Origin of the sequence: Dryocola clanedunensis subsp. sulfonylureivorans (genome assembly GCF_016756775.1) — a bacterium.
Classification (GTDB): Bacteria; Pseudomonadota; Gammaproteobacteria; order Enterobacterales; family Enterobacteriaceae; genus Dryocola; species Dryocola clanedunensis.
In genome coordinates, this window is the sequence record NZ_JAERMU010000028.1 from 1 (window position 1) to 23,501 (window position 23,501).

General features: G+C 52.6%; 29 protein-coding genes and 1 pseudogene. 9 read left to right on the forward strand and 21 right to left on the reverse strand.

Annotation, left to right across the window (positions count from 1 at the left end; translation table 11 throughout):
* Positions 1-258: 258 nt before the first annotated feature.
* On the reverse strand, positions 259-705 hold the full coding sequence (locus HYQ67_RS20690) for a hypothetical protein (protein WP_202307157.1): 447 nt from the start codon (positions 703-705) through the stop codon (positions 259-261).
* A gap of 499 nt (positions 706-1,204) precedes the next feature.
* Here HYQ67_RS20690 and dinQ point away from each other — a divergent pair, with 499 nt between their 5' ends.
* On the forward strand, positions 1,205-1,285 hold the full coding sequence (gene dinQ, locus HYQ67_RS24430; protein WP_408626175.1) for a damage-inducible type I toxin DinQ: 81 nt from the start codon (positions 1,205-1,207) through the stop codon (positions 1,283-1,285).
* Between the two features lie 317 nt (positions 1,286-1,602).
* Here the strand turns inward: dinQ and HYQ67_RS20695 are convergent, their stop codons facing one another.
* The 3 genes from HYQ67_RS20695 to HYQ67_RS20705 all read right to left on the reverse strand — a co-directional run bounded on the left by HYQ67_RS20695 (position 1,603) and on the right by HYQ67_RS20705 (position 2,976).
* Positions 1,603-2,178 carry a hypothetical protein gene (locus HYQ67_RS20695; protein ID WP_202307166.1) on the reverse strand — a complete coding sequence of 192 codons (576 nt, stop codon included), beginning with the start codon at positions 2,176-2,178 and terminating at the stop codon, positions 1,603-1,605.
* A gap of 241 nt (positions 2,179-2,419) precedes the next feature.
* Positions 2,420-2,722 (reverse strand): type II toxin-antitoxin system RelE family toxin, encoded by a 303-nt coding sequence (locus HYQ67_RS20700; RefSeq protein WP_202307168.1) that lies wholly within the window; start codon positions 2,720-2,722, stop codon positions 2,420-2,422.
* Positions 2,719-2,976 carry a type II toxin-antitoxin system RelB/DinJ family antitoxin gene (locus tag HYQ67_RS20705; protein ID WP_202307180.1) on the reverse strand — a complete coding sequence of 86 codons (258 nt, stop codon included), beginning with the start codon at positions 2,974-2,976 and terminating at the stop codon, positions 2,719-2,721. The genes HYQ67_RS20700 and HYQ67_RS20705 overlap by 4 nt, the downstream gene beginning before the upstream one ends.
* A gap of 453 nt (positions 2,977-3,429) precedes the next feature.
* Here HYQ67_RS20705 and HYQ67_RS20710 point away from each other — a divergent pair, with 453 nt between their 5' ends.
* Positions 3,430-3,756, forward strand: coding sequence for a hypothetical protein (locus tag HYQ67_RS20710; RefSeq protein WP_237391366.1), 327 nt, complete (start codon positions 3,430-3,432; stop codon positions 3,754-3,756).
* A 391-nt stretch (positions 3,757-4,147) separates the two neighbouring features.
* Here HYQ67_RS20710 and HYQ67_RS24060 read toward each other — a convergent pair whose 3' ends face one another.
* Entirely contained in the window at positions 4,148-4,390 is a 243-nt protein-coding gene (locus HYQ67_RS24060; RefSeq protein ID WP_237391367.1) for a hypothetical protein, read from the reverse strand.
* A gap of 43 nt (positions 4,391-4,433) precedes the next feature.
* Between HYQ67_RS24060 and HYQ67_RS24435 the strand changes: the two genes are divergently transcribed.
* The 3 genes from HYQ67_RS24435 to HYQ67_RS20725 are packed head-to-tail and all read left to right on the forward strand — an operon-like array spanning position 4,434 to position 8,165.
* On the forward strand, positions 4,434-4,760 hold the full coding sequence (locus HYQ67_RS24435; RefSeq protein ID WP_431355457.1) for a CPBP family intramembrane glutamic endopeptidase: 327 nt from the start codon (positions 4,434-4,436) through the stop codon (positions 4,758-4,760).
* Positions 4,761-4,764: 4 nt separating this feature from the next.
* Positions 4,765-6,018: an HlyD family secretion protein gene (locus HYQ67_RS20720; RefSeq protein WP_202307184.1), complete on the forward strand. Its 1,254-nt coding sequence runs from the start codon at positions 4,765-4,767 to the stop codon at positions 6,016-6,018.
* Positions 6,018-8,165: a peptidase domain-containing ABC transporter gene (locus HYQ67_RS20725; protein ID WP_202307186.1), complete on the forward strand. Its 2,148-nt coding sequence runs from the start codon at positions 6,018-6,020 to the stop codon at positions 8,163-8,165. The genes HYQ67_RS20720 and HYQ67_RS20725 overlap by 1 nt, the downstream gene beginning before the upstream one ends.
* A 266-nt stretch (positions 8,166-8,431) precedes the next feature.
* Here the strand turns inward: HYQ67_RS20725 and hha are convergent, their stop codons facing one another.
* Genes hha through mobA form a run of 3 tightly spaced genes read right to left on the reverse strand, consistent with a single transcriptional unit; the run spans position 8,432 to position 10,955 of the window.
* A complete protein-coding gene (gene hha, locus HYQ67_RS20730) occupies positions 8,432-8,635 on the reverse strand; it encodes a hemolysin expression modulator Hha (protein WP_202307188.1) in 204 nt (67 codons plus the stop codon).
* Positions 8,636-8,640: 5 nt separating this feature from the next.
* A complete protein-coding gene (gene traI / locus HYQ67_RS20735) occupies positions 8,641-10,608 on the reverse strand; it encodes a TraI/MobA(P) family conjugative relaxase (protein WP_202307195.1) in 1,968 nt (655 codons plus the stop codon).
* Positions 10,605-10,955, reverse strand: a complete 351-nt coding sequence (mobA, locus tag HYQ67_RS20740) for a plasmid mobilization protein MobA (protein ID WP_202307239.1) — start codon at positions 10,953-10,955, stop codon at positions 10,605-10,607. The genes traI and mobA overlap by 4 nt, the downstream gene beginning before the upstream one ends.
* Before the next feature lie 272 nt (positions 10,956-11,227).
* Between mobA and HYQ67_RS20745 the strand changes: the two genes are divergently transcribed.
* Positions 11,228-11,584 carry a hypothetical protein gene (locus HYQ67_RS20745; RefSeq protein ID WP_202307197.1) on the forward strand — a complete coding sequence of 119 codons (357 nt, stop codon included), beginning with the start codon at positions 11,228-11,230 and terminating at the stop codon, positions 11,582-11,584.
* 86 nt (positions 11,585-11,670) lie between these two features.
* On the opposite strand, the gene HYQ67_RS20750 is transcribed toward HYQ67_RS20745, so the two are convergent.
* The 5 genes from HYQ67_RS20750 to HYQ67_RS20770 form a co-directional block, all read right to left on the reverse strand.
* Complete coding sequence (locus HYQ67_RS20750) at positions 11,671-12,492, reverse strand: DUF932 domain-containing protein (RefSeq protein ID WP_202307199.1); 822 nt, start codon at positions 12,490-12,492, stop codon at positions 11,671-11,673.
* 435 nt (positions 12,493-12,927) lie between these two features.
* Positions 12,928-13,491 (reverse strand): DUF5983 family protein, encoded by a 564-nt coding sequence (locus HYQ67_RS20755; RefSeq protein ID WP_202307201.1) that lies wholly within the window; start codon positions 13,489-13,491, stop codon positions 12,928-12,930.
* 46 nt (positions 13,492-13,537) lie between these two features.
* Positions 13,538-13,681, reverse strand: coding sequence for a succinate dehydrogenase flavoprotein subunit (locus HYQ67_RS20760; RefSeq protein ID WP_202307203.1), 144 nt, complete (start codon positions 13,679-13,681; stop codon positions 13,538-13,540).
* 90 nt (positions 13,682-13,771) lie between these two features.
* Positions 13,772-14,200 (reverse strand): hypothetical protein, encoded by a 429-nt coding sequence (locus HYQ67_RS20765; protein WP_202307205.1) that lies wholly within the window; start codon positions 14,198-14,200, stop codon positions 13,772-13,774.
* A 417-nt stretch (positions 14,201-14,617) separates the two neighbouring features.
* Positions 14,618-15,505, reverse strand: coding sequence for a DUF4942 domain-containing protein (locus HYQ67_RS20770; RefSeq protein WP_202307207.1), 888 nt, complete (start codon positions 15,503-15,505; stop codon positions 14,618-14,620).
* A gap of 570 nt (positions 15,506-16,075) precedes the next feature.
* On the opposite strand from HYQ67_RS20770, the gene HYQ67_RS20775 reads away from it, so the two are divergent.
* On the forward strand, positions 16,076-16,321 hold the full coding sequence (locus tag HYQ67_RS20775; RefSeq protein ID WP_202307209.1) for an XRE family transcriptional regulator: 246 nt from the start codon (positions 16,076-16,078) through the stop codon (positions 16,319-16,321).
* A 115-nt stretch (positions 16,322-16,436) separates the two neighbouring features.
* Here the strand turns inward: HYQ67_RS20775 and HYQ67_RS20780 are convergent, their stop codons facing one another.
* The 8 genes from HYQ67_RS20780 to HYQ67_RS20810 form a co-directional block, all read right to left on the reverse strand.
* Positions 16,437-17,360, reverse strand: a complete 924-nt coding sequence (locus HYQ67_RS20780) for a DUF1281 domain-containing protein (protein WP_202307211.1) — start codon at positions 17,358-17,360, stop codon at positions 16,437-16,439.
* Between the two features lie 379 nt (positions 17,361-17,739).
* The gene (locus tag HYQ67_RS20785) at positions 17,740-17,985 is read right to left on the reverse strand and encodes a hypothetical protein (protein WP_202307213.1); all 246 of its coding nucleotides are present in this window, start codon (positions 17,983-17,985) and stop codon (positions 17,740-17,742) included.
* Positions 17,986-18,026: 41 nt separating this feature from the next.
* Complete coding sequence (locus HYQ67_RS20790; RefSeq protein ID WP_202307215.1) at positions 18,027-18,605, reverse strand: hypothetical protein; 579 nt, start codon at positions 18,603-18,605, stop codon at positions 18,027-18,029.
* A gap of 514 nt (positions 18,606-19,119) precedes the next feature.
* The gene (locus HYQ67_RS20795; RefSeq protein ID WP_348519223.1) at positions 19,120-19,236 is read right to left on the reverse strand and encodes a type I toxin-antitoxin system Hok family toxin; all 117 of its coding nucleotides are present in this window, start codon (positions 19,234-19,236) and stop codon (positions 19,120-19,122) included.
* A 181-nt stretch (positions 19,237-19,417) separates the two neighbouring features.
* Positions 19,418-19,552, reverse strand: a complete 135-nt coding sequence (locus tag HYQ67_RS24215) for a hypothetical protein (RefSeq protein WP_272929781.1) — start codon at positions 19,550-19,552, stop codon at positions 19,418-19,420.
* An 88-nt stretch (positions 19,553-19,640) separates the two neighbouring features.
* Positions 19,641-20,414: a hypothetical protein gene (locus HYQ67_RS20800; protein ID WP_202307218.1), complete on the reverse strand. Its 774-nt coding sequence runs from the start codon at positions 20,412-20,414 to the stop codon at positions 19,641-19,643.
* 407 nt (positions 20,415-20,821) lie between these two features.
* Positions 20,822-21,202, reverse strand: a complete 381-nt coding sequence (locus HYQ67_RS20805; RefSeq protein ID WP_202307219.1) for a plasmid partitioning/stability family protein — start codon at positions 21,200-21,202, stop codon at positions 20,822-20,824.
* Positions 21,203-21,207: 5 nt separating this feature from the next.
* The gene (locus tag HYQ67_RS20810; protein WP_202307241.1) at positions 21,208-22,167 is read right to left on the reverse strand and encodes a plasmid segregation protein ParM; all 960 of its coding nucleotides are present in this window, start codon (positions 22,165-22,167) and stop codon (positions 21,208-21,210) included.
* A gap of 232 nt (positions 22,168-22,399) precedes the next feature.
* Here HYQ67_RS20810 and HYQ67_RS20815 point away from each other — a divergent pair.
* Both HYQ67_RS20815 and HYQ67_RS24070 read left to right on the forward strand, forming a co-directional pair.
* Positions 22,400-23,001, forward strand: a pseudogene (locus HYQ67_RS20815) (SOS response-associated peptidase family protein); the annotation flags it as partial.
* A gap of 277 nt (positions 23,002-23,278) precedes the next feature.
* On the forward strand, positions 23,279-23,491 hold the full coding sequence (locus HYQ67_RS24070; RefSeq protein ID WP_237391368.1) for an SH3 domain-containing protein: 213 nt from the start codon (positions 23,279-23,281) through the stop codon (positions 23,489-23,491).
* Positions 23,492-23,501 lie beyond the last annotated feature (10 nt).

Here is a 23,501-nt window from a genome sequence, read left to right on the forward strand (position 1 = left end):
TAATGATGCAGGCTCCCCAGGAACCATACCCATCGAGATCCACAAAACAGTATAAACACCGCAATAAAGATATTGATTGTGATACGCAACCAGCCGCAACTGGTGGCGGTCTATCAGGAAGAATTTGAGCGGTTGTTGCAGGAAAGCACACCGAAAGTAGAAAATTATTGATATGCATCACGTCAAAAGGGCCACAGGTGAAACCTGTGGCCCCTTTTTTTTTGCTGCGTAAAGAGTATGAGCGGCCTGATGCTGCGGCTAGTTTTGAATTTTTAAGTTGTCTAAACCGTCCTGCACAATGTTTCGCGTATGGTTATCATTCGTTGGCATGGTATTAATCTGCCCTCCTGACATTTGCGTTTCTACCCATGAATCTGCCCATACCTTGATGCCATCAGGTTGTTGCCCTATCACGTAATGCAAAACAAATACCGGCGGTGTGCTGTAGCTGTTCCCAATGAGTAATTGCGTCATTATTGAGCCACTTCCTTCCAGCTGCTTCTTACACGTCAGTTCGTTGCCATTCGTGGATGACATGCCCCCACCATTATTGCACCGGCTTAATAAGGTGTTACGCACAGCGTCAATTGTTGCCCCTGGATAGTTTCCCTCAGGTTTGCCGCTTAAGGTCTTTTTATGAAGAGGTTCTGGAGTTGCACATCCAGCTAGGATCAGTGCTGCGAGTATGACGATTACACTTTTCAAATCATGCCCTTAGTTTATTTAAAAATCATAAGACGATTCATTGGTATCGGCAGAAAATGGGGTTTGATTAGCCCAGGGTAAAAATCGAACAAAGGGTCTTGCACAGAGAGGAACGACAGACATAAAAAAACCGACTGGTGAGGTCGGTTTTTTTATTTTCCGGTTCAGAGTTGGTGCTCTGGCCGGAGGAGGTATCTCAGAATCTAACGACATTATTATATGACATTGGACCAATATGGGCAAATGTCATAGCAGCACGCTCGTCATAACTAAATTCAGGAGGTATAATCAATGGGTTAGGTGAGGTGCATATCTCCTGCCCTTAACCCGGGTTAAGCGGGCATGAACGATTTAAAAGTCCTGGCTGAATAACAGGTGGTGCTGTTTCAGTGCTCTGGCAGGAGGAGGTATCTCAGCATCTAACAATGAAGAAGCCGCTATGACAGGCAGCGGATGAGCGAGTAGCGGTGTTCCTCTTCCAGTTCTACTGGAGAAACGCATGGGTGCTTTTATTGATAAAGCCATCATGGTTCTGAAGGCCGTTATTGTGCTTCTGGAACTGATCCGCCTCTTCTTCTGAAGCTGACGGAAACGTAAGTAAGGCCGTGGGGTTAACCGCCCGCGGCCTTTAACATTTCAGCCTGTCGTTCACTTCCCTGCCCGAACTTAACGTACAAACTGCCAAAACGCCTGCGGGGATGCGATCATAAAGTCTGCCGGTAATCAGCGCAGCTGAACTCGTAGTTCTTATTCGGGTCCGCCTGGGAAACGGAAATATCCTACGCTAAGGCCATTTCTTAACCAGCATGACAGGCAGCTTTGTGCCAGAAGCGGACGTTGACGGAGCAGACCAAAGTACAACAAACAATGGTTACCGAAGCCATTGTTTGTTCAGAATTACTTCATACTCATGCATTTTTCCCTGAACATTTGGCCCATCAGCGATCCTGCACTCCGAAGTTCGTTCATCTCATTATTGAAATTAAAGCCGCCTTCCGACGGCGATGCCCGGCGTTCGACAGGAACCTTACTGGTACGCATCCCCGTAACCACAATATGCTGCAGCGTTACTTTTTCCATTACCTGTGCTTCATCAGGCAGAAGATAAGGGAGCAAACCAAACACTTTATGTTCCAGATCTCTCTGTTCTTCTTCTATTTTTTCATCAGAAACCCGCTTTGCAGGCATTTCCCCGCCATAAATTAGATCAGATAGAGTCACTCTGTTGGGGTACCCCCTGTCAGCACGGAAAACAATCTCAGCTGCCAGAGAAGCACTTTGCTCAAGCTTCATACAGTGCAACTCAGTCGCACGCCGTCTGGCATCAGCAAGCCGATTGTCCTCAGTTTCCTGCTTTTTTACGTCAAGCATGAAGAATGCAGACAAAACGTTACCTAGCCCAGTAGCTATAGTTATCAATAAGGTAAATATTACTCCCTGAAGAAGCTTTTTCTTCGAAAATTCCTCAGTCATATTATGCATTCCTTTATCTGATTTGATTTATCAACTAAACCGCCCGCTTTTCGCTCAAAGCTGCCTGTCATGCCTGCTTAAAAAACAGGCTTAGCGTAGGATATTTTCCGTTTTCCAAGCGGACCCCTATCAGGCAGAGTTTGAGCGGTTGTGGCAGGAAAGCACACAGAAAGCAGCAAATTACTGATATTTATTACATTAAAAGGGCCGCAGGTATCACCTGCGGCCCTTTTTTTTGGTTTTATTTCCCTGCTTTTTGCCGAGTTTTTTCAGCCTGTATGTATGCCGCATCGCGCTCCCGTTTTCCAACGCCGACAACCAGGATCAGAATTTCACCATCATCAACTTCGTACACAAGGCGAAACCCTGCTGAACGTAGCTTAATTTTGTAGCACCCAGCCAGTTTGCCACGTAATGCGTTAGCTTCCACCCGGGGTGCATCTCGTAGAGCATCCAGCTTATCCAGAAACTGACCACGAATGGATGCGTCCAGTTTTTTGAATGTTTTCAGTGCTATCGGCGACCAGATAACACCATATTTCATCTCAGACTATCCAGATCAACGCTAACGTATTGTTCACGCGGAGTACGGCGGCTTTCCTCAACCATAGCGATCAGACCTGCATCCTCTTCTTCACTTAATGTCACCGTCTGAAACGGTGAGCGGCGGTTCTTTGCCACGTACTCGACAGCCGCACGCAGTACGTCAGACAACGACACACCGGACCCTTCCAGTGCAGCAACGGCGGCGGCTTTTGCTTCAGCGCTGACACGCGCGTTTACTGTAGTATTCTGCATGATATCACCCCACGTAATACGTTTGTATATACATGATATCCATTAATCTATTATCAGGCAAGAGAAAGCCAAAAAATCAGCAAAGCCAGGCCTGAATAGACTCGTCATCAAGCTAGAAAGTGACGGAGCCGCGGTTAATGAGGGCTTTGTTGTAGTTGCGCCAGTTGGTGACTTTAAACTTCTGCTTTGCCATAGGATGACCAGTGTTGCCGGATGATGTGTGATCTGATCATTTAACTCAGCAAAAGTTCGATTTATTCAACAAAGCCAATTTAAATTATCCATGGTTTTATATTTCGATAAAATCGAATTTTAAAATTTAAACTCATTATTGGGTGATGTGAGCAAACAATGCAAATATACATTTTGTTACATATATTTACTTTAACCTCAAGAACTGTAAGCGTAATACTGGAATCGCACTTATTGCACAATTCAATGTAGAGGGATTTTATGAATAACATTAAAGAACTAAGTCTTGAAGAAATTGCATTGGTCAGTGGCGGGAATGCAAATGGTAATTTTGAGAGAAATACTAATTTCTCCGGGTCGAAAGGCAGCGCTCCTGCTACATCGGCTAACAATGCAGGCATAGGCGTTATTCTTGGTACCGTAGGTGCTGTTGTCGCAGGAGCTAATCCTGTTGGTGTCGTTGTTGCAGGGGTAATTGGTGGAATTACAGCTGCATTGCCGTCCACAACCGGGTCTTCTTCAAATAATAGTGGTGGGAACTGGAATGACACTAACCCAGGTGGGGCGATCGGTGAATGCCGCTGGTAATTTAACTGTTCATCTCTAACAAAAGTGCGTAAGTATCCAAAGGGCCTATTCAAATGAATGAGTTGAGAAACAAACGTTTTGTAGCTTTTATAGTTTCAATGGTGATTACGCGCTTTATTATTAACCCATCCTCATTAGTTATACTATCAGAAGGGCGGCATATACCTGATGCTTTTATTGCAGTGTTTTGTTTTATTGGAATTTATTGCTCGGTAATGAAAGTGCTCACTTTTCTTTACCCAGTGAACCGCCACCGTTCTAAACCATGATGCTCTTTGATTCAATGCAGTGTTGTATGTGTAAGGGGCAGCGCCTGTTAACCTGGCTCCTGTTTCAAGTGTGCTTAAGTAATAAAGGCAACACATAAAATGCGTTTTATTAACATCAATCTTTATGCCAAAGCAGAAAAAAAACACTGCTTATTTCTGTGCATATTTATCTTGTATGTAATCATTATTTTTACACCAAAGATTTCCATACCGGTCATTGGTGTTGTAAAATCACTGCAACTAACATTTCTCATTGAATTTATTTTCAGCGTTGTTGTCTTTGTTTGTTTTTTTGCCAAAGATGAATCGATTTCGATCGTGAAAATAAAAACGACTTCTGTCGCACTTGGTATATTGCTACTCATTCAGTTCGCGGCTTATTCCATACGCGCCCATGAAGCAGGTTTAATGACTATCACCAGGAATAATATTTTAACTACTTTAATGCTGGTACTGATCGTCCCATTTTATGAAGAGGTGTTTTACAGAGGATGTCTGCTGGGTTTTCTCAAACCTTTAGCCTCGGATATTGTTTTCCCCATAATGGCAACGTCTGTACTCTTTAGTTTAATGCACATGCAGTATAATTCACTGACAGACCATTTCATTCTGTTTTTTATATCTGTAATTCTATGTCTGGTTAGAATGATGACAAAAAGCTTACTTCTGCCTTACACCCTGCATATGTTAATGAATTTGTTTTCTTTTTCGATAAGTATTCAGAGTATCTATTAGCGCAATGAGCCTATTCAGAAAGGAATCCTTAGACCATCAAAATGACACCGGCTACGGTGATATTATTATTCCGGCATCCTTTGGTCTTTTCGTCAGCGCCGTGGCTACGATTGTATTGCTTCTTCTTATTTTTACCTTCCTCTATTTTGGGCAGTACACCCGCAAAGCGCACCTGTCCGGCATCGTTATGCCCTCCACCGGGCTGATTAAAATCACCCCCGAATACACCGGGTACGTTACAGAATTGACGGTTTCCGAAGGGCAGCACGTCACGGCGGACACACCTCTCTACCATATCAGTGCAGAACGCTACGACGGACAGGGCGCCGGTACGATGGCCGCCATGAGCCTGTCACTCAATACGCAATATTCAATGCTGACCTCACAGCAGGCTCTTGAGCAGCGTGATAATAACCAGCAGCAGCAGGCCGCCCGCCAGCGTATTTCCTCCCTGCAGCCGCAGATAAAAAGCGCGGAAGACCGTCTGGCCCAGGCAGAACATCAGGTGAGGCTGTCCGTGTCCGTCATGGGCCGCTACCGGAAGCTGCTTACCACCCACTACGTCTCCGATATTGAATATCAGCAAAAGCAAATCGAAGTCTCCGCAGCTCAGGAGAACGTTGAGAATCAGCGCCAGCAGCTTCTCCAGATACGCTCCAGTCTGGATACGGCCGAGGACGAACTGAAGCACCTCATCACGCAGGGACAAAGCCGAATGGCAGAGATCGACAGGCAGCTCCAGGGGATCAGACAGCAGCAGGTTGAGCTGGCGGGACAGCGTAATTTCACCCTGACTTCACCGGTATCCGGTACCGTGGCCGCCGTGCTTGTCAGACAGGGGCAGTCTGTCAGAGCCGCAGAGCCGGTTATGACGCTGGTACCCGATAATGCCCACCTGCAGGTGGAGCTCTTTGCAACCAGCCAGAACGCGGGATTTATCCAGCGGGGCCAGCGGGTTGCTCTCCGCTTTGCCGCATTCCCCTATCAGAAGTTTGGCGTTCAGTACGGCATTATCCGCGAAATCAGCCGTACAACGCTGAGTTCATCCGATTTACTTTCCGTCTCTCCCGTCACCTGGAAAGAAAATGAAGGCCACTATCGCGTGATTGTGTCACCTGAAAATACCTTCATCCTGGCCTATGGCCGAAAGGAGCCTTTGCGCCCCGGAATGACGCTTGAGGGGGATGTCAGTCTCGATACCCGACATCTGTGGGAATGGCTGTCGGAGCCACTCTGGAGCCTTAAAGGAAAACTGTAATGGAAGCCCTCAAATGGACAGGTCGAAAGCAGCTGCCGGTGATAAGGCAGACGGAATCTGCCGAGTGTGGCTTAGCCTGCCTTGCCATGATGGCCTGCTGGCACGGTCTGAAAACCGATTTACCCGCGCTGCGTGAACGCTTCAGTATCAGCACGCAGGGAATGACTCTCCAGCGTTTGATAGAATGCGCCGCCGGCATTCATCTTTCGTCCCGTGCGCTCAGGCTCGAGCCGGACGATATGAAGTCCCTGACGCTCCCCTGTATTCTCCACTGGAACATGAACCATTTTGTGGTGCTTCACCAGATGCGGGGTAATAAGCTGGTGATACACGATCCAGACAAGGGAAAGGTCACGATTTCCCTGCAGGAAGCCGGAAAGCATTTTACCGGTGTTGCCGTTGAAATGACCCCAGCCGGCGATTTCACGCCGCGTGATGAAAGGAAAAAAATTCGCCTCCGGCAGCTCACCGGCAAAACCCCAGGCCTGTTGCCGGCGATGGTGCGGATCATCGTTTTTGCGCTGGCGCTGGAGATCCTGACGCTGGGCAGCCCCCTTCTTAATCAGATGGTGATTGATGAAGTGCTGGTCGCGGCCGATCGGAGCCTGCTGAGTATTATCATTATCGCCTTAATGCTGCTGTCCCTGACTCAGCTGCTGCTGTCGCTGGCCCGCCAGTGGGCAACCATTACGCTGTCCGTCAATTTTAATATGCAGTGGACCGCCCGCGTTTTCCATCACCTGATACGCCTTCCCCTGACCTGGTTCGACGCAAGAAGCAAAGGCAGCATCAGCGCCCGCTTCGATGCCGTGGACAGCATTCAGCAGGCACTGACTACACAGGTGCTGGAGGGAATACTGGATGTGCTCCTGGTCCTGACGTCGTTTGGCATGATGTTGCTCTACAGCCCTGGGATGACACTGATAGCGGTCGTGGCAGCCATCATCTACGCCCTGCTGAGGGCGCTCTGGTATCCGTCCCTGCGTCAGTCTGCTGAAGATGCCTGGGATGCCAGCGCCCGGGAAACCGGCCATTTTCTTGAAACCCTGCACGGCATCCTGAGTCTGAGGATCAACGGCGTGATTGCCCAGCGTGAAGCGGCCTGGCTTAACCTCAATGTTATTCGCCGTAACACGCAGCTGCGCCAGAGCAGGCTGACCATGTGTTATGACATTGCGCACACGCTCACGCGCAGCCTGGTCTCGGCCGTTATTTTGTGGAAAGGGGCAGGCGAAGTGCTGGACGGAACATTTACTGTCGGTATGCTGGTCGCGTATCTGTCTTATCAGGGGAGATTCTCCTCCAGCATCAGCAGCCTGACGGACAAGTTTTTTTCATGGCGCATGCTCAATATTTATAATGAGCGCCTGGCCGATATCGTGATGAATCACGCGGAGGGGCAGCAACTTCACGCACAGCAGGCGGACAGCACAATGGAGGATATCACTCCGGTCGTTCATGGGATTCTCTCTGGCGACACATCGCCTCCCCTGTCAATTGAACATCTCTTTTTTAGCCATAAGGGAGGAAACGCCCGGGTTATTAGCGATATTTCCCTGACCCTGAATCCGGGCGAAGTTGTGGCCATTACAGGAAAGTCCGGCTGTGGTAAATCGACGCTGGTTAAACTTATCCTGGGTATTCATACCCCCGATGAAGGCGTGATCCGGACATTCGGCATTCCTCACACTCATCCGGACTATTTCCAGGTGCGCCAGCGGATCGGGACCGTCCTGCAGGATGATCTTTTATTTCGGGGTTCTGTCGCGGATAACATCATTTTTTTCAGTGAAGACCGAAATCAGGAACGAATGATGCACTGTGCCAGGCTGGCTCTGATCGACAGTGACATCATGGCCATGCCGATGGGGTACCAGACATTAATCGGAGAAACCGGAGGCGGGCTCTCCGGTGGTCAAAAACAACGTATTTTGCTGGCCAGAGCACTGTATAAGAAACCGGGATTTTTATTGCTGGATGAAGCCACAAGCCATCTTGATGTGGAAAGCGAAATAATCATCAGCCAGACACTGCGTCAGTCGGGTATACCGGTGCTTCTTATCGCTCACCGTCCTGAAACACTGGCCTCGGCGGATCGTATTCTCATTATGGATAAAGGCATATTTTCCCAGGAGAAATGTCAGTGACTGCTCAGATACATATATCCTGGTGATATTTCCAGTCGCGAACGTTGCACGCAGCCGTATGGACTAACGCAAACATGTATTTCAGACATAAAAAAACCGACTGGGGTGCAGTTCAGTGAGGTCGGTTTTTTTATTTTCCGGTTCAGAGTTGGTGCTCTGGCCGGAGGAGAACACTCGGAATCTAACGACATCATTATATGACATCAGACCGATAAACGCCCACGGCCTTTAACATTTCAGCCTGTGGTTCCCTTCCCTGCCCGAACTTAACGGACAAACTGCCATACCCCTGCGGGGATGCGATCATAAAGTCTGCCGGTAATCAGCTCGGCCAGCCGGTGGTCGGCCGCGCCCCAGAAAACGGCCAGGTCAGCGCAGCTGAGCTCGTAGTTTTTCTTCTCGATGATACGTTCGAGCGTTACTCTTTGCGTGCAATGCCGGAGCATCATCAGCCAGTCCTGTCTTGTCATTTTTATTACGGCCTGTAGGTGTTGTTGGGTTTGTTTGTCTGCTGTGTTTTGCTTTCCGGCTCTTCGCGCGGTGCAGCTGCAGGCGAAGAACCAAAGAGTTCTTTGTAGGCTTCCGCTGTCGTCGTCTGCGGAGCGTAGCCCGACATGACCCGCTGCAGTGGATCGGTCAGCGGCAACGGCTTATCCCCGCCTTCATTAAACCACGTCACCATGCCGCATGACTGGCTCACAAATGCCGGCTCACCTTCAAACCGCAGCTGCTCCCCACTCTTATGTTCAGCAAGCGCCATACCCGCAGCAATATTATCGGCACTGTCAGAGCAACCGTAGGCAATCTCAATACGGCTACCCCGATCCTGTACTTTCACTTCACCATGACGGCTGTACTGCACCGTTCCGTCGCGGGTGACTGACGTCATATACCCGTCGAGCTTAAAGGCCGGGGTATCATCAGCAACGGCACAGACGATCGCGTCTGACGATATCGATGACGTTCTTGCATGACGTTTAAGCCGGTAGGCCCAGCCGCGCAATTGTGCAATCGCCGCCTGATCGTGACTAATCGCCTGCTGCTCCACCCACGCACGATAAGACAGCCGCCGGTTGTCCGGATCGGCCCGGAATGCCACCCTCTCCTCTTTAATCGTCTGTCGCAGGGCGGACATCGCCTTCATCTTTTCCACTTCAACAATGTTGTACATCAGCTTGCGTAAAAGTGGGTCGTCGACGCTTATCCGTATGCGCGCTTTCTGCCAGCTGAAGGTTTTGGACAGCGACTGGTAACGCTGTTTAACCGCATCAGGGTCAATTTTAGGACGAACCCAGCCCAGCTTATAGGCTTCGTATCGTGCCCGTAAATCTTCCCGCGCATCCGCACGGGCCAGCCTTCTTTCCAGCCGCGCCTGCGCATCCCTGGCATGAATGCGGGGGTCATACATAAACTCATGTACGATGGCATCCGGTGAATTATCGGCTTCATTTTTGGTGTAACGCCCGGCATTGCGCATCGCAACAAACGCACCTAAATCTTTTTCCAGACAGTTTCTGGTCAGGTCAGGATGTACACTGCTGGCCTTCACCGGTGGACAGGTCGGGTTATCAATGGAGTAGACGGCAAGCCCTTCACCTTTGCGTTTCAGCTCGAGTCCCGAATGGACAAGGACCTGATGGATCTCTTTCCACGTGGCATTTTCTTTGCTGATAACAGCGGCGATTTTCCACCTGCATTCCGCAACCGCGTAGCTGTAAAGGCTCTCTTTGTCCGCGTAATACTCCAACTGTCGTGCCTTACGGGGAATGGACTTAACATCATTTTTCGCCCGCACCACCTGGCTGTTTTCGTTAATCACCCAGGCACCATTGTCCGGTGTGAAACCGTGCTTCAGCTCCAGATGACGGCAGGCTTTATGCAGGCGGTTAACGTCGTTATAAAGATTCGCTGCGCGGTAGGACACCGGGTGAACGCGATTGGCCGTGATATGGCAGTGGACGTTATCTGTGTCCCGGTGGATGGCGAAGACATACTGGTTTTCACTCATCCCCAGCTGTTTCAGGCAGTAGCGGGCGCTGTCAAAAATCTGCGCTTCCGTAGGCCTGTCCTCTTCACGCCAGGACAAAATGGCGTGGTACACCGGATCGATACAGCGAGTGTTCTGCAGGGCCACGGCGTTCATTTCTGCAGCCGCCGTGTCCAGACCAAAACAGTTTGTTTCGCAGACGACATCGCCGCTCTTTATCTGCTGAACGCCACCCTCGTAAGACAGCAGCATCTGGTCATCCGGTGAAGCGTGGCGGTCAACGTAGCTCAGCAACTGGTCAAATATTTTTGCACTGGAGCGGGACGGACGAACGTAAGGGTTATCCGGGGAGATGGGCATATCCGGCTTGTCCTCGTCCCGCTGGCTCACGTAGGTGATAAGCTTAACGAAGCTTGAACGTCCGTCACGACGCTTTTCCGGCACAATCGGTATCACGGTTTTTCACGCTCCGCTGCGTACGGGTCGAGCCCCATATCAATCCCGATGATGGCCTTCTTTATCGCCACCAGGACCTCTGAATATTCCTTGCTGAACTTCTCGCTGACGTTGCCCCGCCCTTCGTTAAACAGGTGCTTTTGCAGGCCGCCAAGACGCTGAAGCTCCATGATGAGTTTCGTATCAACCTTCGCGGTAATGCGGCGACCGAGGGCACAGCGACGCAGATACTCACCCACGCTCAGACCTGCGGCCTGTGCGCTTTCCTGTATCTCTTCTTTCTCTTCCGGCAGGCAACGAATGCTCGGAAGTAAGGCTGTTCTGTTGCGCTTCTCGCTCTTGCTCACGGTGACCTTTATCCCTTCAGTCTCGGCAGTGTTAGTCTCGCTGGGGTGTCGGGGCTTTGCCCTGACCAGGACGTTTTGTAGTACCGACTGCGTGCAGGCGGTGCTACAAAACATATCCTGTCCCTTATTTTAGCGCAGTTTATGGGTCAAAATCCAGTCGTTGCCCTCATTGTTTTACACCGGGTCGGCAGTGGGGTCAGGTCGCGTTAGTGCGTATTTTTTGGTATAACGCTTTTGCTAATAATCTTTAAAACAGAAATGGATAACCGCACATGGCAGCGAATACGTTTTACACTCAGGAACAACTCGAAAAGGCGAAAGCCACGCTTGAAAACTTGCCCGATCTGACGCCGGACAGGCTTACCCGTGCTGATATTCTGGAATCACTGAAAGAACAAATTTTGACGCTGTACACGCAAAAAGGTTACAGCGCGGCGGATATCAAATCGGCGCTCGATGCCACCGGAATAAAGGTAGGGTTAAAGGCGATTCAGGAAGCGATTGCTAAATCCTCATCGGGCAAAAAAAATGCTTCACGGGTGAAAAAGGTAAAAGCGCCTTCAACGCCTGTGCAATCCGGTGAGAAACGCGAAATGGAAAATAATCCGGCGGGTCATACACCACGCTGAATACTGTTTTTGTTCAGTGCCGTGTTCGATGCCTGGCACAACATGCAGACAAAAAAGGAGTCTTCTGGCTCCTTTTTCATGAGAATTTATTTTAGTAGATTCTTCATCTCTTCGGCCATCTGCCACAGGGCGCGATTCAGTTTCACATCCCCGGTGATACCGTTGATAGCGCGGGTACGCGTCATTTTCCCTTTTGCATTAACGCCGCGTAATCCGCCCTTGATCATGTTTTCCTGTACGCGCTGATAGGTTGTCCAGACGTCGTTGCTGTCATCTTCGTAACGTCGGCTGTTGAGAACCTGCGTTGTGGTGATCGGGGCGCGTTTATCTTCATAGCGGTATTCCAGCGCATGTCGGGCAAAAATTTCCTGCGCGTCACGGGTCATCGGAACTGACTTCATCACTTCGCGCGACTCTTCCACCTTGTCAAAAATATCCAGCACTTCAAAAGCACCCTCAATCACGCGCCCTACTACGTCGCCCTTGTGCGGTACGCGCACCTCGCCAAACGTTTCACCGCAGACCATGCCATTCGCACAAACGAAGCGGAACATGCCGGGGATCATCTGGTAGCTGCTGCTGCCGTCGTGGCTGTTCAGCAAAATAATTTCCGGCACTTCCTTCCCGGCAATCTGGCCTTCACGACGCAGGCGCAGCATGTGTTTTGTGTGCTCGCGCTTATCCTCACGGCGGGTGCGCGTCTGGCAGGCGAAGAACGGCTGAAAGCCTTCTTTACGCAGGTTATCAAGCAGCGTAATGGTCGGAATGTAGGTGTAGCGTTCGCTGCGCGATGCGTGCTTGTCCTCTGAGAAAATGCTCGGGACAAAGCGGTGAAGCTCATCGTCAGTCAGTGCGCGCTCGCGACGGATGCCGGTAGGGTTACGAAAACGGGATGCTAATGAGGTCATGTATTCTCTCCTGGTTAATGTGACTTCTTTCCGGTGTCATTTCCCTGACGTTCTGATGAACGGACCGGGATGGCCGGTTGACGTGAGAGAAGACGGACCGGGTACAGAGGGGCGAACGCAAGGGTGCCACCGCAAGCCGCATGCGCAAGCGAATGATCGGAGGGAGTGAGTGCGAACGGGTGGAGATGGCAGGCTTTAGCCTTCCCTTGCGGGCGACACTGCCCGGGCCAGGATGAACACGGCAACAAGGCAACCCCGTGACGGTCCACCGTCTTAAGGGATGACACCGGAAAGGGCCTGACGCCTCAGCGGCGGTGCGTCAGCAAAGCCGGTCAAGCCGCATGTGCAAAGCACATCGAAGGCGCGCCGTTGTGTTGTGCTCTGGTGGCTCAACGCCGCCGGAGCACAACCCGCTGCCATCACTGGCGGGGGGCATCACCAGTCAAACACGGGTACGCCGTCCAGCTCATCGCCCGCCTGGGAAAAATGGATCATCCCGATATCAAGTTGCCACACTGCGCGGCTGATAAGCTGCCGGGCGGCGCGTGAAAGTCCAGACTTGCGCAGCCGTCGTAAAGGGTGTTGATGCGCATCCAGGCGGATGAGATAGCCGACGCCGGTATCCATGATCCATTCGCCCTCAAATTTAATCCGGCTCAGCTCTTGCATCAGTTCGGCATCTCTGGCGGTCAGATGCGAAATGCAGCATTCAAGGACGGGCCGCAGCTGACAGCCCGTTAAAATTTTCGGCGCTGCGTTTTTATTTTCGCTTTGGTTACTCATCGACTTCTCCCCCTCGCTGATTGCCCGGCTGCGCGGCACCTCCTGCCCGGCCCGCAGTTCGTTCAGCGTTCTGAATCGACCGTGATCAACCACGTATTCAAAGCCGTGCCAGTCGCTGCCGTAAACGTTACCCGTGACTTTTGCCTGACGGTGCAAAACATCAAGCTCAGGCGAGCCAAAATGATAAACAGGAATGGTGTCTGAAACTGTACCCATAATTAACGCTCCAGGATGCCAGCCCCGGCAGGGGCTGGCGAGTTGATTACGCGCTCATTTCAGCGTGAACGGTGGACATGAACTGCTGCCACTGGCTGAATTTCAGCGCCGGAACCCGGGCGCTCTGTTTCAGCTTCAGGGCGTTTACAAATGCTTTAGCCTGTGCGACTATTTGCGGGTCGATAATCATGGTTTGGATACTCCATTGGTTTTGATGGGGATGGCATCTCTAGTGCCATCCGGTGATTAAGCAGACCTCTGGTCTGCTTTTTTATTGCCGTTATTCCTGCGTTTCTTTCCCCTGTACCTCCTTAACGCGTTGCATAATGTCGCCGTGCGTCAGCGTGACGTGATCGCGTAGCCTGAAATACTCGTTGCCCAACCGGGCATAGATATCCGTGATGTTGCCGCTGTACATCTCACACAGCTTGAACGACTCGCCGGAGTCACCGCCCCGCCAGTCCAGCGGCGGCATAACACAAAGTTTGTCGTCGTACTCTTCGCGAGTGATGCGCGTGACGGGCTGCTTTGCCGCGTCATTCATTGCCTGGCTGGCCTCGTCATAGCTCATCAGCTCGCAGCCTGGAAAATTTGCCTGCATTGCCTCCAGCGACGGCAGGTACTGCCCGTCGATCAGTCGGGCAAAATCAACCAGCCAGAGTGAGCCTGGGACATAAAAAACCATTTCCTGTTGCGCTGCTGCTGACATAACCACCCCTGCTGAAAAATTAATGATTGCCCTGCCGGGCTTCCTTCTGGTGTCATCCCCTTTGGCCTTTAGCTGGCGCGGGATGTCTGGCGCCGTGACATCAGACCGGGTCGGGGAAGGGAAACATTGCAAGGGCGGCAGCGAGGCCACATGCGCAAGCGAGTGACCGGAGGGAGCGAGTGCGAATGGGCGAAGATGATGGGCTTTAGCCTTCCCTTGCCATGGAGCCCCCCTGGCCCAGCGTCTGTCACGGAGACAGATTTCCTGCGCACAATGCCAGGGTAAGGGAGGCACCGGAAGAAGCCCGCCTGCGGGATTTCCTCAGCGGCAAGCCGGCTTGCCAGTGGAAGCCGCGTGACCGGAACGGTCGCTGCAGGCGCAAAGAACGGGCCGGGAAACCGGCCTGTTCCGCCCTTATCAGGCGGGTGGCAAAGCACCAGGATAATGACGGGCGATGATGTCATTCATCCGTTCAGCCAGTTCCGGGCGGGTAAAGGTGATATGGCCGGAGCCTTTTTTAAAATAGCGGATGGTGAAGTAAGGCATCTCAAACAGCGGGTTATTCATATCGTGACGGCTGACATGCTCCTGAAAAGCGCAGCCGGCCCCGCTGCGCACGTCGGGGATCGTCTTTCCGTCAAGAATACAGAAGGCTTTCATCAGGTCATCAAGACGGGCGCAGCCAGCCGTACTGGCGCTTACCCAGCCCCCATAACGTTGCTGTAGCAGATTACCCAGGATGATCTTCTTCCCAAACCGTCGGGGGTTGTTGGTTTTGTAATCCCACGAGAGCTTTTCAAACAGCGATACCACGCCCTCCTCGAACATCGACTCACGCGACAGGTGAAGCTGCTTAAACGATGCCAGCACGTTATCAATCGTCACTTCCGGCATGCTGTCACTATACAGGGAGCTGTGCCACGCCTGACGCTGGTCGGTATTCATCAGGGTCATCATGCCGGTTTCCTCCATCAGATGACCCCAGATTGTCCGGTCGATTTCACGCTTCACCACCGCCTCCCATGCCTCACAGCTGACCGCGCGCTCTACCAGGCCGGGAAAACTGTGGCTGCGATAAATCTTGCTGCCGGCGGCAACAAAATGCGCCCGGGCAGCGGCCAGATGTTCCATAGCCTGTGCAAACGATGCCAGCCCCGCCTGTCGATGGGCCAGCAGCGTATCGATGGCCACCGACGGAATGAGCGCATGTTCACCCGATGTATTCAGCTCAATATCGTCCACCGGCAGTTGTGCGGATGCTGCTGTAGGCTTAGCTGTCGCGCCGTTGATGTTCAGTTGTGTCATGTTGGTTCTCCCCTCGTTGTGTGAATGATGCCGCTGTGAGTATTCGTCGTCGCAAACAGGGCATTCACACTTTCAGGGTGCGCCGACAAGGCCGACGCCTGCGTCGTGCATTTCAGCCTTGACGGCATAGCGCAATGAAAGGGTTACATACCCTGCGACGCCGGAGGCTCACCGGCTCATTGCGGACCGGAGTGCTGAACCGGGCACAACCCGGCACCACGGCGCGACAGCGACGGGGGGACGTCCTCAGCGGCCAGCCGGCTGGCCAGTGGAAGCCGCGTGACCGGAACGGTCGCAGCAGGCGTAGTGCCCCTGACGTCAGGCATCGCTTGCTATCCGGCAGGACAGAGACGCGCGGGCGTGACTCTGCGGAGTGCGCGGCCCGTCATCGGGCAGCTCACGAAGTGCAGGCGACGACCCGACCACAGGGCGGGGAGCCGAAGGGGCCACCGGGTTTCGGGTGTTTGCTTCAGAGTGAGTAAAAAATTCGTAAAAGTGCAGAAATTGCACCTTTTAACCATCATTTACTTGTACAATAAAGTGCAGAAACTGCACCTTTTATGGAATTTTATGACCGGCAACGACCTGAGATTATGGCGAAAAAGCTTCTGCTGGCGCCGCGAACGCGCGGCGCAGGAGCTGGGCGTATCCCTGCGAACCTACAAAGATTATGAAAATGCAGCCGGGATAAAGCGTTCGATTCAGCTGGCCACAATAGCCCTCTCCCTGAAGGATCTTCTGCCAGCCCTTCAGAATGCCGACACCGACCGCGAAACCGTGCTGAATCTGCTTCATGAAATGACGCGCGAGATATAAGCCGCCGGGGTCAAAGCCGATGGAACTGGCGGTTATCGGCTCGATGCCGGTAAGCGCCAGCTGCGACACAGAACTGCCCGGCCGTCGTCTGGCCGGACAGAGAAATCAGGCAGGCTTAACCGATATAGTGCGCCATATTGTTAACCAGGTATTCAGGGCCGCAGACATGAAAATAGATTTCCCCACACTCCTCAAAGGTATCTTTTGAATACTGAATTTCATCGGCGGCCTCATCCCACAGCGTTCCCCGGCGATATTCATCAAACCCGCAGAACCCGCCGCCGGTTTCGGCAAAATAATGCACCACGTCGCAGCCATAGCGCTCTGATAGTCTCTGTATAACTTCGGGGTCGGGTGACGACCACGGCGTATCAAAATCAACAATCAATCCCCTCTCCTCTTCCGTAACGTCTGACGCATATCCGTGTGGCCACTTCACCCCGTACAGACTGAGATTGCTTCCGTAGCTCGTGGCGATATCAGTAAGCAGGCCACCGTTGAACCCATTAATTTCACAGGCAAGTCGGGTGGGAATGAGCAGCTTCATGTCCAGCCGCGCGGCCTGACAGTCGTCTTCGAATGACTGCCATAGTTGTGCATGTTCTGACTTGCTGAATTCCCCGCGTCCCCAGTCATCGCTTTTTTGGGCCATCACTTTTTCTGCCAGAATCCTGACGCTTTCCGGGAGTGCATCCCATTCCAGACCGGCCAGGCCGCTTTGCTGGTAAAGCACATCGATTCGCTGGCAGTTATCCTCATCAAGCTTTGCATTCTGGCCCAGCAAAACCAGCCATTCACTGAACGCCAGGTTTTCGGGACTGATACACCCCACGCCCTGGATGATAGCAGGGTACGGCGCGTACTCTGTCGGACTGACAGGACGCAACAGGCCACCACAACCTGCGATAAACAGACGCAGGCTCTGATTAATCGCCCGCGCATATGACGGGTACAGCTCTCCGTTAGCGAAGGCACAGACTGCGGAACGGGCTTCATTCGTTCCGGTAATGATAAGGCGGTTAGCACACCAGTTGGGCATGGGAATATCTCCGTTTCAGGTTATCAGGATACGGCTGACGCCGTGACCACGAACCTGACCGGGCGACCCGGCGGGAAAACAAGGGCGGCACCGCAAGCCGCAGCGCAAACCGATTGCGGGCTGAATGCCCGTCATCGGTGCGAACGGGTGAGGAGGACGGCGAAGCCTCCCTTGTTTTCACGCCAGCCCGGGCTACGGTCTGGGCACGGCGTTTGCCGACATACGCCACCTGACGGGAAGCAACGGTGTGTTCTGGTCGCCTGGCAACGCCAGGTTTCCTTGTTGCCGCCACCGGCGGCAGTGGATAGCGTGGCCGGAAAGGCCGCTGCGCAGAACTGGCAGAAACCGGCTCAATGCCGGTGTCTGTCAGTCGCAGGCGTCAGGCAGCTGCGCCATGGCAAAAAATGACGTCTAGACAACGCTGCGCATAGCCGTTTTCATCGACGCTGGCAGGCCAGTGACCTTCAGACTGCAGCGCACACAGGCTCTCGTCACCGGGCCGGTATGCGAGATGCTGACACCAGGCGCACAGATCGTCATCGGAGATACTGCGCGAATACGGGCTGCTATCCAAAGCGTCGGGCTGCGTTATGACCGGGATGGCACCGGCGGGAACACTCAACATAATCACTCCCTGAACACCCCCTTCCGGGGGTATTTCATGAATCAGAAATCGCAGCCCAGACATTCGGCTTCAAAGTGGCGCAGCCCGCGTTCAAAGGGGCTGTCCGACCAAACAGAACTCTCCAGCACCCCGGCCTCGCTCAGAATATTGATGAGGTGCCACAAATCCGCCGCCAGGTCAGTCATCACGGAAAGCGGATCCCATTCATCGGCATTTTCATGGTCAAGAAAGGTCAGCACCGCCATGGCACCGACCGATGCCCGACGGCTGTTGTCCTCAGTCACATCGCTCAGCATCTCGCTGTCCTGCCTCGCCAGTTCGTTGAGCGCCGTGCGCAACGGGGTCTTTTCGCGCGCGCCTGTCTCCTCGCGGCGCGCTGCAGCATAGGCGTCGGCCTCTTCCTGCGAGCTGAAGGTGTGACGCTCTCCGGTCGGAGCATCCGGGGAAAACACATCCACAAAAAAGGCCCGGTCGCGCTCATCAAGCCCGCGAGGTGTTTCACCCTGCCAGGTAGTGGTAATCGAAAAATGCTCAAGCGCTGCGGCAAATTCCGGCGACGACGTCAGAATCTTGTCGGTCATGTACTGCAGGAGATTTTTAACCATAGTACGGTCTTGCATGTTGCCTCCTCAAATGATGATTCCCGGGGTCAACCGGCTTTCTTCCGGTGTCTTCCCCTTTTCAGGGGCGGGTCGTTGTCTCCCGCCATGAGCGACAGGCCGCAACGGACCACCGGGCAAAAATCCAGTCCCGGATGCAAAGCCGCAGCGCAAGCGACCGACGTCAGGAGGGCGTGCGAACGGGTGCCGCAGCCGGCGGCTTGAATTTTGCCGGCACGGTGCAACTGTCTAAGCGATGGCAGGAGATAACGGACTCAGAAAACAGCGGGAGGCATGGAAGGGTCTGGCGGTTAAAGGCCCGCAGCGCGGGTATCCTTATCGGGCTGTACCCTCGGTACAGCCTGCAAAATCCAGGGATGACAAAACCGCAGCGTCGGAAAGCTATCCCCTGAAGGGAAAAAGGGCCGCCCGGTTCCCCCCAACAGGTACCCCGGACAGCCCTTCATGAGGCGCTTGCGGTCATGTCTGACATCCTCAGTCCTGAAAAGCGGGGGTTGTCCCCCGCTCCAGGTCGCTACCTATCAGATTCGTAGTCTAGAAATGCCGCAACCTCCCTGCTTCCGTCCTTATAGCGGATTTCGCAGAGCGATTTCCGGGTCAGAAATGTGAATATTAACAGCGTTACACACACGATTAATACGCACCAGATCAGGGCGTTTCGCGGCAGTTTCATAGCTTCTTCTCCTTGCCTTTCAGCGGATAAGCGGCTAATCTGATGTTGTTCAGGCATACAGATCGAGCCTCGGGTTAATTGAAAAATTACTCGGGGCTTTTTCTCTTTCTGCCTCACAGCAAATCAGCATTTCTGCCGGTCACATGAGGCAAAAAGCCTCAAGCGCCACGGTCATTATACCGCCATCCGCACTGCCCTGACCAAGAAAACCCAACAAAAACCCCCTAAAAATCAGACGTTTTTGTGATATTTCATCCACATTTAGCGTACCCATTTCAGGCCCTGACAATCGGTTTTCCGGATGCTTTCAACGTTAACCGGACGCAACGCGCCCGGCTGGAAAATTGTTAGTGTACCGGCGATCAGGCGGCTTTCAGGAACGACCGGAATGCAGCGGCCCGCACCTCAATAGCGCTGCGCGCCGAGCTTGCGACATAGCTGATTTCATCGAGCGAAAGCCATTTTCTGACAGGCTCCCCCGGGGTGATAACCGTCTCGCTCGTCCAGCTCTCCGCCATTTTTTCCCCGTCGCAATACACTTCAAATCGCAGGCAAAGAACCCGGCGTTTATGCTGTAAAATGTGGTCAATATATTCATTCAGCCACTCACTTTCCGTATCGCAACAGCCGCACTCTTCCGGATAAACAGCCACTATTCTCAGCTCGATATTTTCCGTATGACGGGACAGCAAAACTTCACCCACTTCCTGAGGAAACGTGCCATCGGTCAGCAGGTATCCAGCCGCCTCCACCTTATGACAAATGGCGTCGTACTCACGCTGAAGCGCGTTAAACAGCAGCTCTTCCTCCGGGCCTCCATCTTCGGGAAACGCATCCACGGACAGCGTGGCGCAGTCGGAATGGCTGTATCGCCAGGTATTACGCGACAGCCGCACGGTGACACCATGCTCGCTGACAATACGCTGTAGCGTCCGGCTCACCGTAACCGTCAGGGTGTGCATGTGGGGAAGAATGCGCAGTAGATCCTCCGTCGTCAGTACGCCCGTAAACATCACGCCGTCGCCCTGGCAGTGCTGCAGGGCAAACTCCAGCTCCAGAGTTTCAGGCCACAGGCGCTGCCTCAGGATAGTTTTTGCCCGGGTATGAATGAGCGCGTCGGTAAATGTGCGGTACATGGTGGCTTCCTTCTGGTGCGTCCTCCCCTTTTCTTGTAGCCGGGAAGTGCTGGCCATGCAGACCGGTGACCCGCAGCATCAGGCGCGGGGTCAACAACCGGAAGGAGGCCGCAGCGCCGCGTGCCTGGACACGGTGGCCGGGGGAGTGACGGGACCGGGCAAGACGCCCGGCATCCTTATTGGGTTTGTTCCTGCGTCATGGGAGTGCACCTGAAGGGCGGAGACAGCCTGCTGGCTCTGTTTATGTCCGCCTGCCCGGATGCCAGTTTGCATGCCCTGGGTCCGGACGAAGGAGAAGCCAGGACGTTATACCCCGTCAGGATCAGATCAGTTCCGCCTGGACAGCAGGTTATTTAACCGCTGACTGCCACAGAAACAGGCGCACAGCCCGCCCGTGTTTACTTAGCTCACCCATGCTTCGGACCGTCAAACAGTCCCCGGGCATTCGCCCGGGTTTCTTCCTCTGACGAGCCGGGTGCTGGCACCGGCTCTGAAGCCCGCAACGGCATCGTTTTCTGCCCCTTCAGCAGCGCTTCTGTTTCACGCGGATAGACCGTCTTCAGCAGCTGAAGTAAATCATCAAACGAGGTATCCCTGTTCAGTAGCTCGCTGAACAGAAACGGCAGCCGCGGATCCTGTTTTCCAAACGCAAACCCCGTCAGTAACGCAGCGCGCCATAAGCGACCCCTTTCCCCCTGGGGCGTGTCGTCCGTTTGCTGACAGACGAAGCGGTCCGCTTCATTGGTTTCGGGATTCAGGTAAAACGTTATCTTGCGTCGCGTATCCATAGTCATTATCCGATGAGGTACATACCATTGACGAGATCGTACTGTGAGGAACCTGTCATGTAAAAACGCTCATCCCGAACCGCACAGTGTTTTCTGACAGCATCAGCAATGAGTTCGGCACCGCCACCAATGACCATCACATGAGAGTATCCCTCAAAGCGGCTGACCGCTTCAATCACGCGATTCACCAACCTGGAATGGGCTTCAGTCATGGCCTCACGGACCAGAGCTATACGGGAGGTATCATTTATGCGTGAAGCCAAGTAAGCGTCATCGTTACGATGAATGATAATATCGTCGGCCAGGTAGCTGCTCCCTTTTGTCCGGGCCACGGAGAGTGCTTCTTTCACCGCGCCGGTCATCAGCGAAACCCCCAGTGACGAATCACCAAAAATACGCGAGATCCCGCGCATTTTTCCCATCACCTGAGAAATATCAAGCGTAGTCCCGCCCAGATCGATAATCAGCAGTGAATCCAGCGCGTCCAGCTGCGTGACGACTTCAAAGCCGGCAGGGATAGATTCAGGCATCACCTCAACCTGGCGAATGGAAAATGTCCGGCCGCCGTTCAGCTCAACCGGCCGCAGAAGGTTATCCTTCTTACGTTTGATATTGGCCACATCAGGCTGGTTATTTTTATCATAATACTCAGCCAGGGGCAGCGTGACGACGATATCCACTTCCTGCGGCGTAAGGCCAGAGTTCAGTAGCGCATGATGAACCGCAATGACGTTTACATCACTGTACTGCCAAGCCACGTTCGTCGTGACAACGGCATCCGGGCTGATGGCATCAAAGGAATAATGTTCGCCATTCAGGGCGTAGTTGAAGGCTTGCTGATTGCCAAACGCAACTGCCCATTCCCGCTTGAAGCTGTTCGGACTGATCGCCTGGCGAGATGACCCATCCGTGTCCTTCCACTGCAGTTTGATATTCGTTGATCCGTCATCAATAAAAACTTTCATCATTATTACCTGTTAGTTAGCGGCTCTCATTGAGAATAAAAACATCCACAAATGAGATAAATAAGAGATTAAATTGAGATTATAGCGTAAAAAAGAGCGTTAATGAACCAAATTAGACATTAAACTGAGAATTAACTGAGAAATAAAAGAGATTTTTTTGATGCAAAAAAGAAACTAATCGCCATCTCTATGCAACCCTGAACTACGCTTTAAAGACATTCAGGGAGGCGCTATGTGCGGAAGGTTTACGCAGTACAACAAGCGAGAAGAGTGCCTGAGCTGGCTTGCTGATGAGGCAATGCTGGATATTCTCTGCGACCCGACGCCAATTGGCAGGTTTAACGTCAAGCCCGGCTTTGAGGTGCTGCTCCTTAGCGAAAGGGATACAACATGGCATCTCGATCCAGTGATGTGGTCCTATGCCCCGCCCCGTAGTGGTGGGATAAAAAGCAGCTCATCAATGCGCGTATCGAAACGCCCACATCCAGCCCGAGTTTACATCACTGTGCGAGCATGGCCGGGCTATCGCTTTTGCCGATGCGTGGTATGAATGGAAAAAAGAAGGCAGTACAAAGCAGCCCTTTATGATTTACAGAGAAAACTGGCAGCCCCTGTTTTTCGCCGCCATAGGCAGCGCGCCGTTTGAACGAGGTGATAAAACCGAGGGCTTTGTGCAGCTCACCGCAAACGCAGATGGGGAATTGGCTGAGATCCATGACCGTCGCCCGTTGGTGATGACGCAAGAAGGCAGCAAGGCACTGGCTGCTTCATGACATCAGCGGCGAAGAGGCAACAGCAGTCGTCCGGGAAGGCATTATCCCGGCTGACGAATTTACCTGACATGCGATGCCCGCGTCCGGACGCCGCACCAGGTGCGGCCTAATGACCTCCTGAAAAAGATCTACATGGTAATCCACAGACTTCTCCACTGAAAATGTGGATAACTTATCTGACGATTTTTCACGCAAGAACTGGAAACTACCGGAAACCCTGCATATAACGCTTGCAACGGTGCAAAAACAATAAATAAAACTGTATATACACGGGTCTTCCCCTGCCGTGGTGGCTGTTGTAGGATTTTCCTGTTTACCTAACAACAGGAGGAGAACACTTGAATAATGCTGCTATTGTCACCAGAGATTACACTTCTGCTTTTCCTGACCCCATATCTATAAAGGAAACCAATACTGCTGTTATTAGCCATTGTGATCTTGAATATCACGGCTGGGTATGGGTAACGCTTCCCTCCGGCAAAGCCGGATGGGCTCCGCAACAAATATTTGCTCCCTTTAGCGCCAACGAAGTTATTTGCCTTGAAGACTAAACAGCGCATG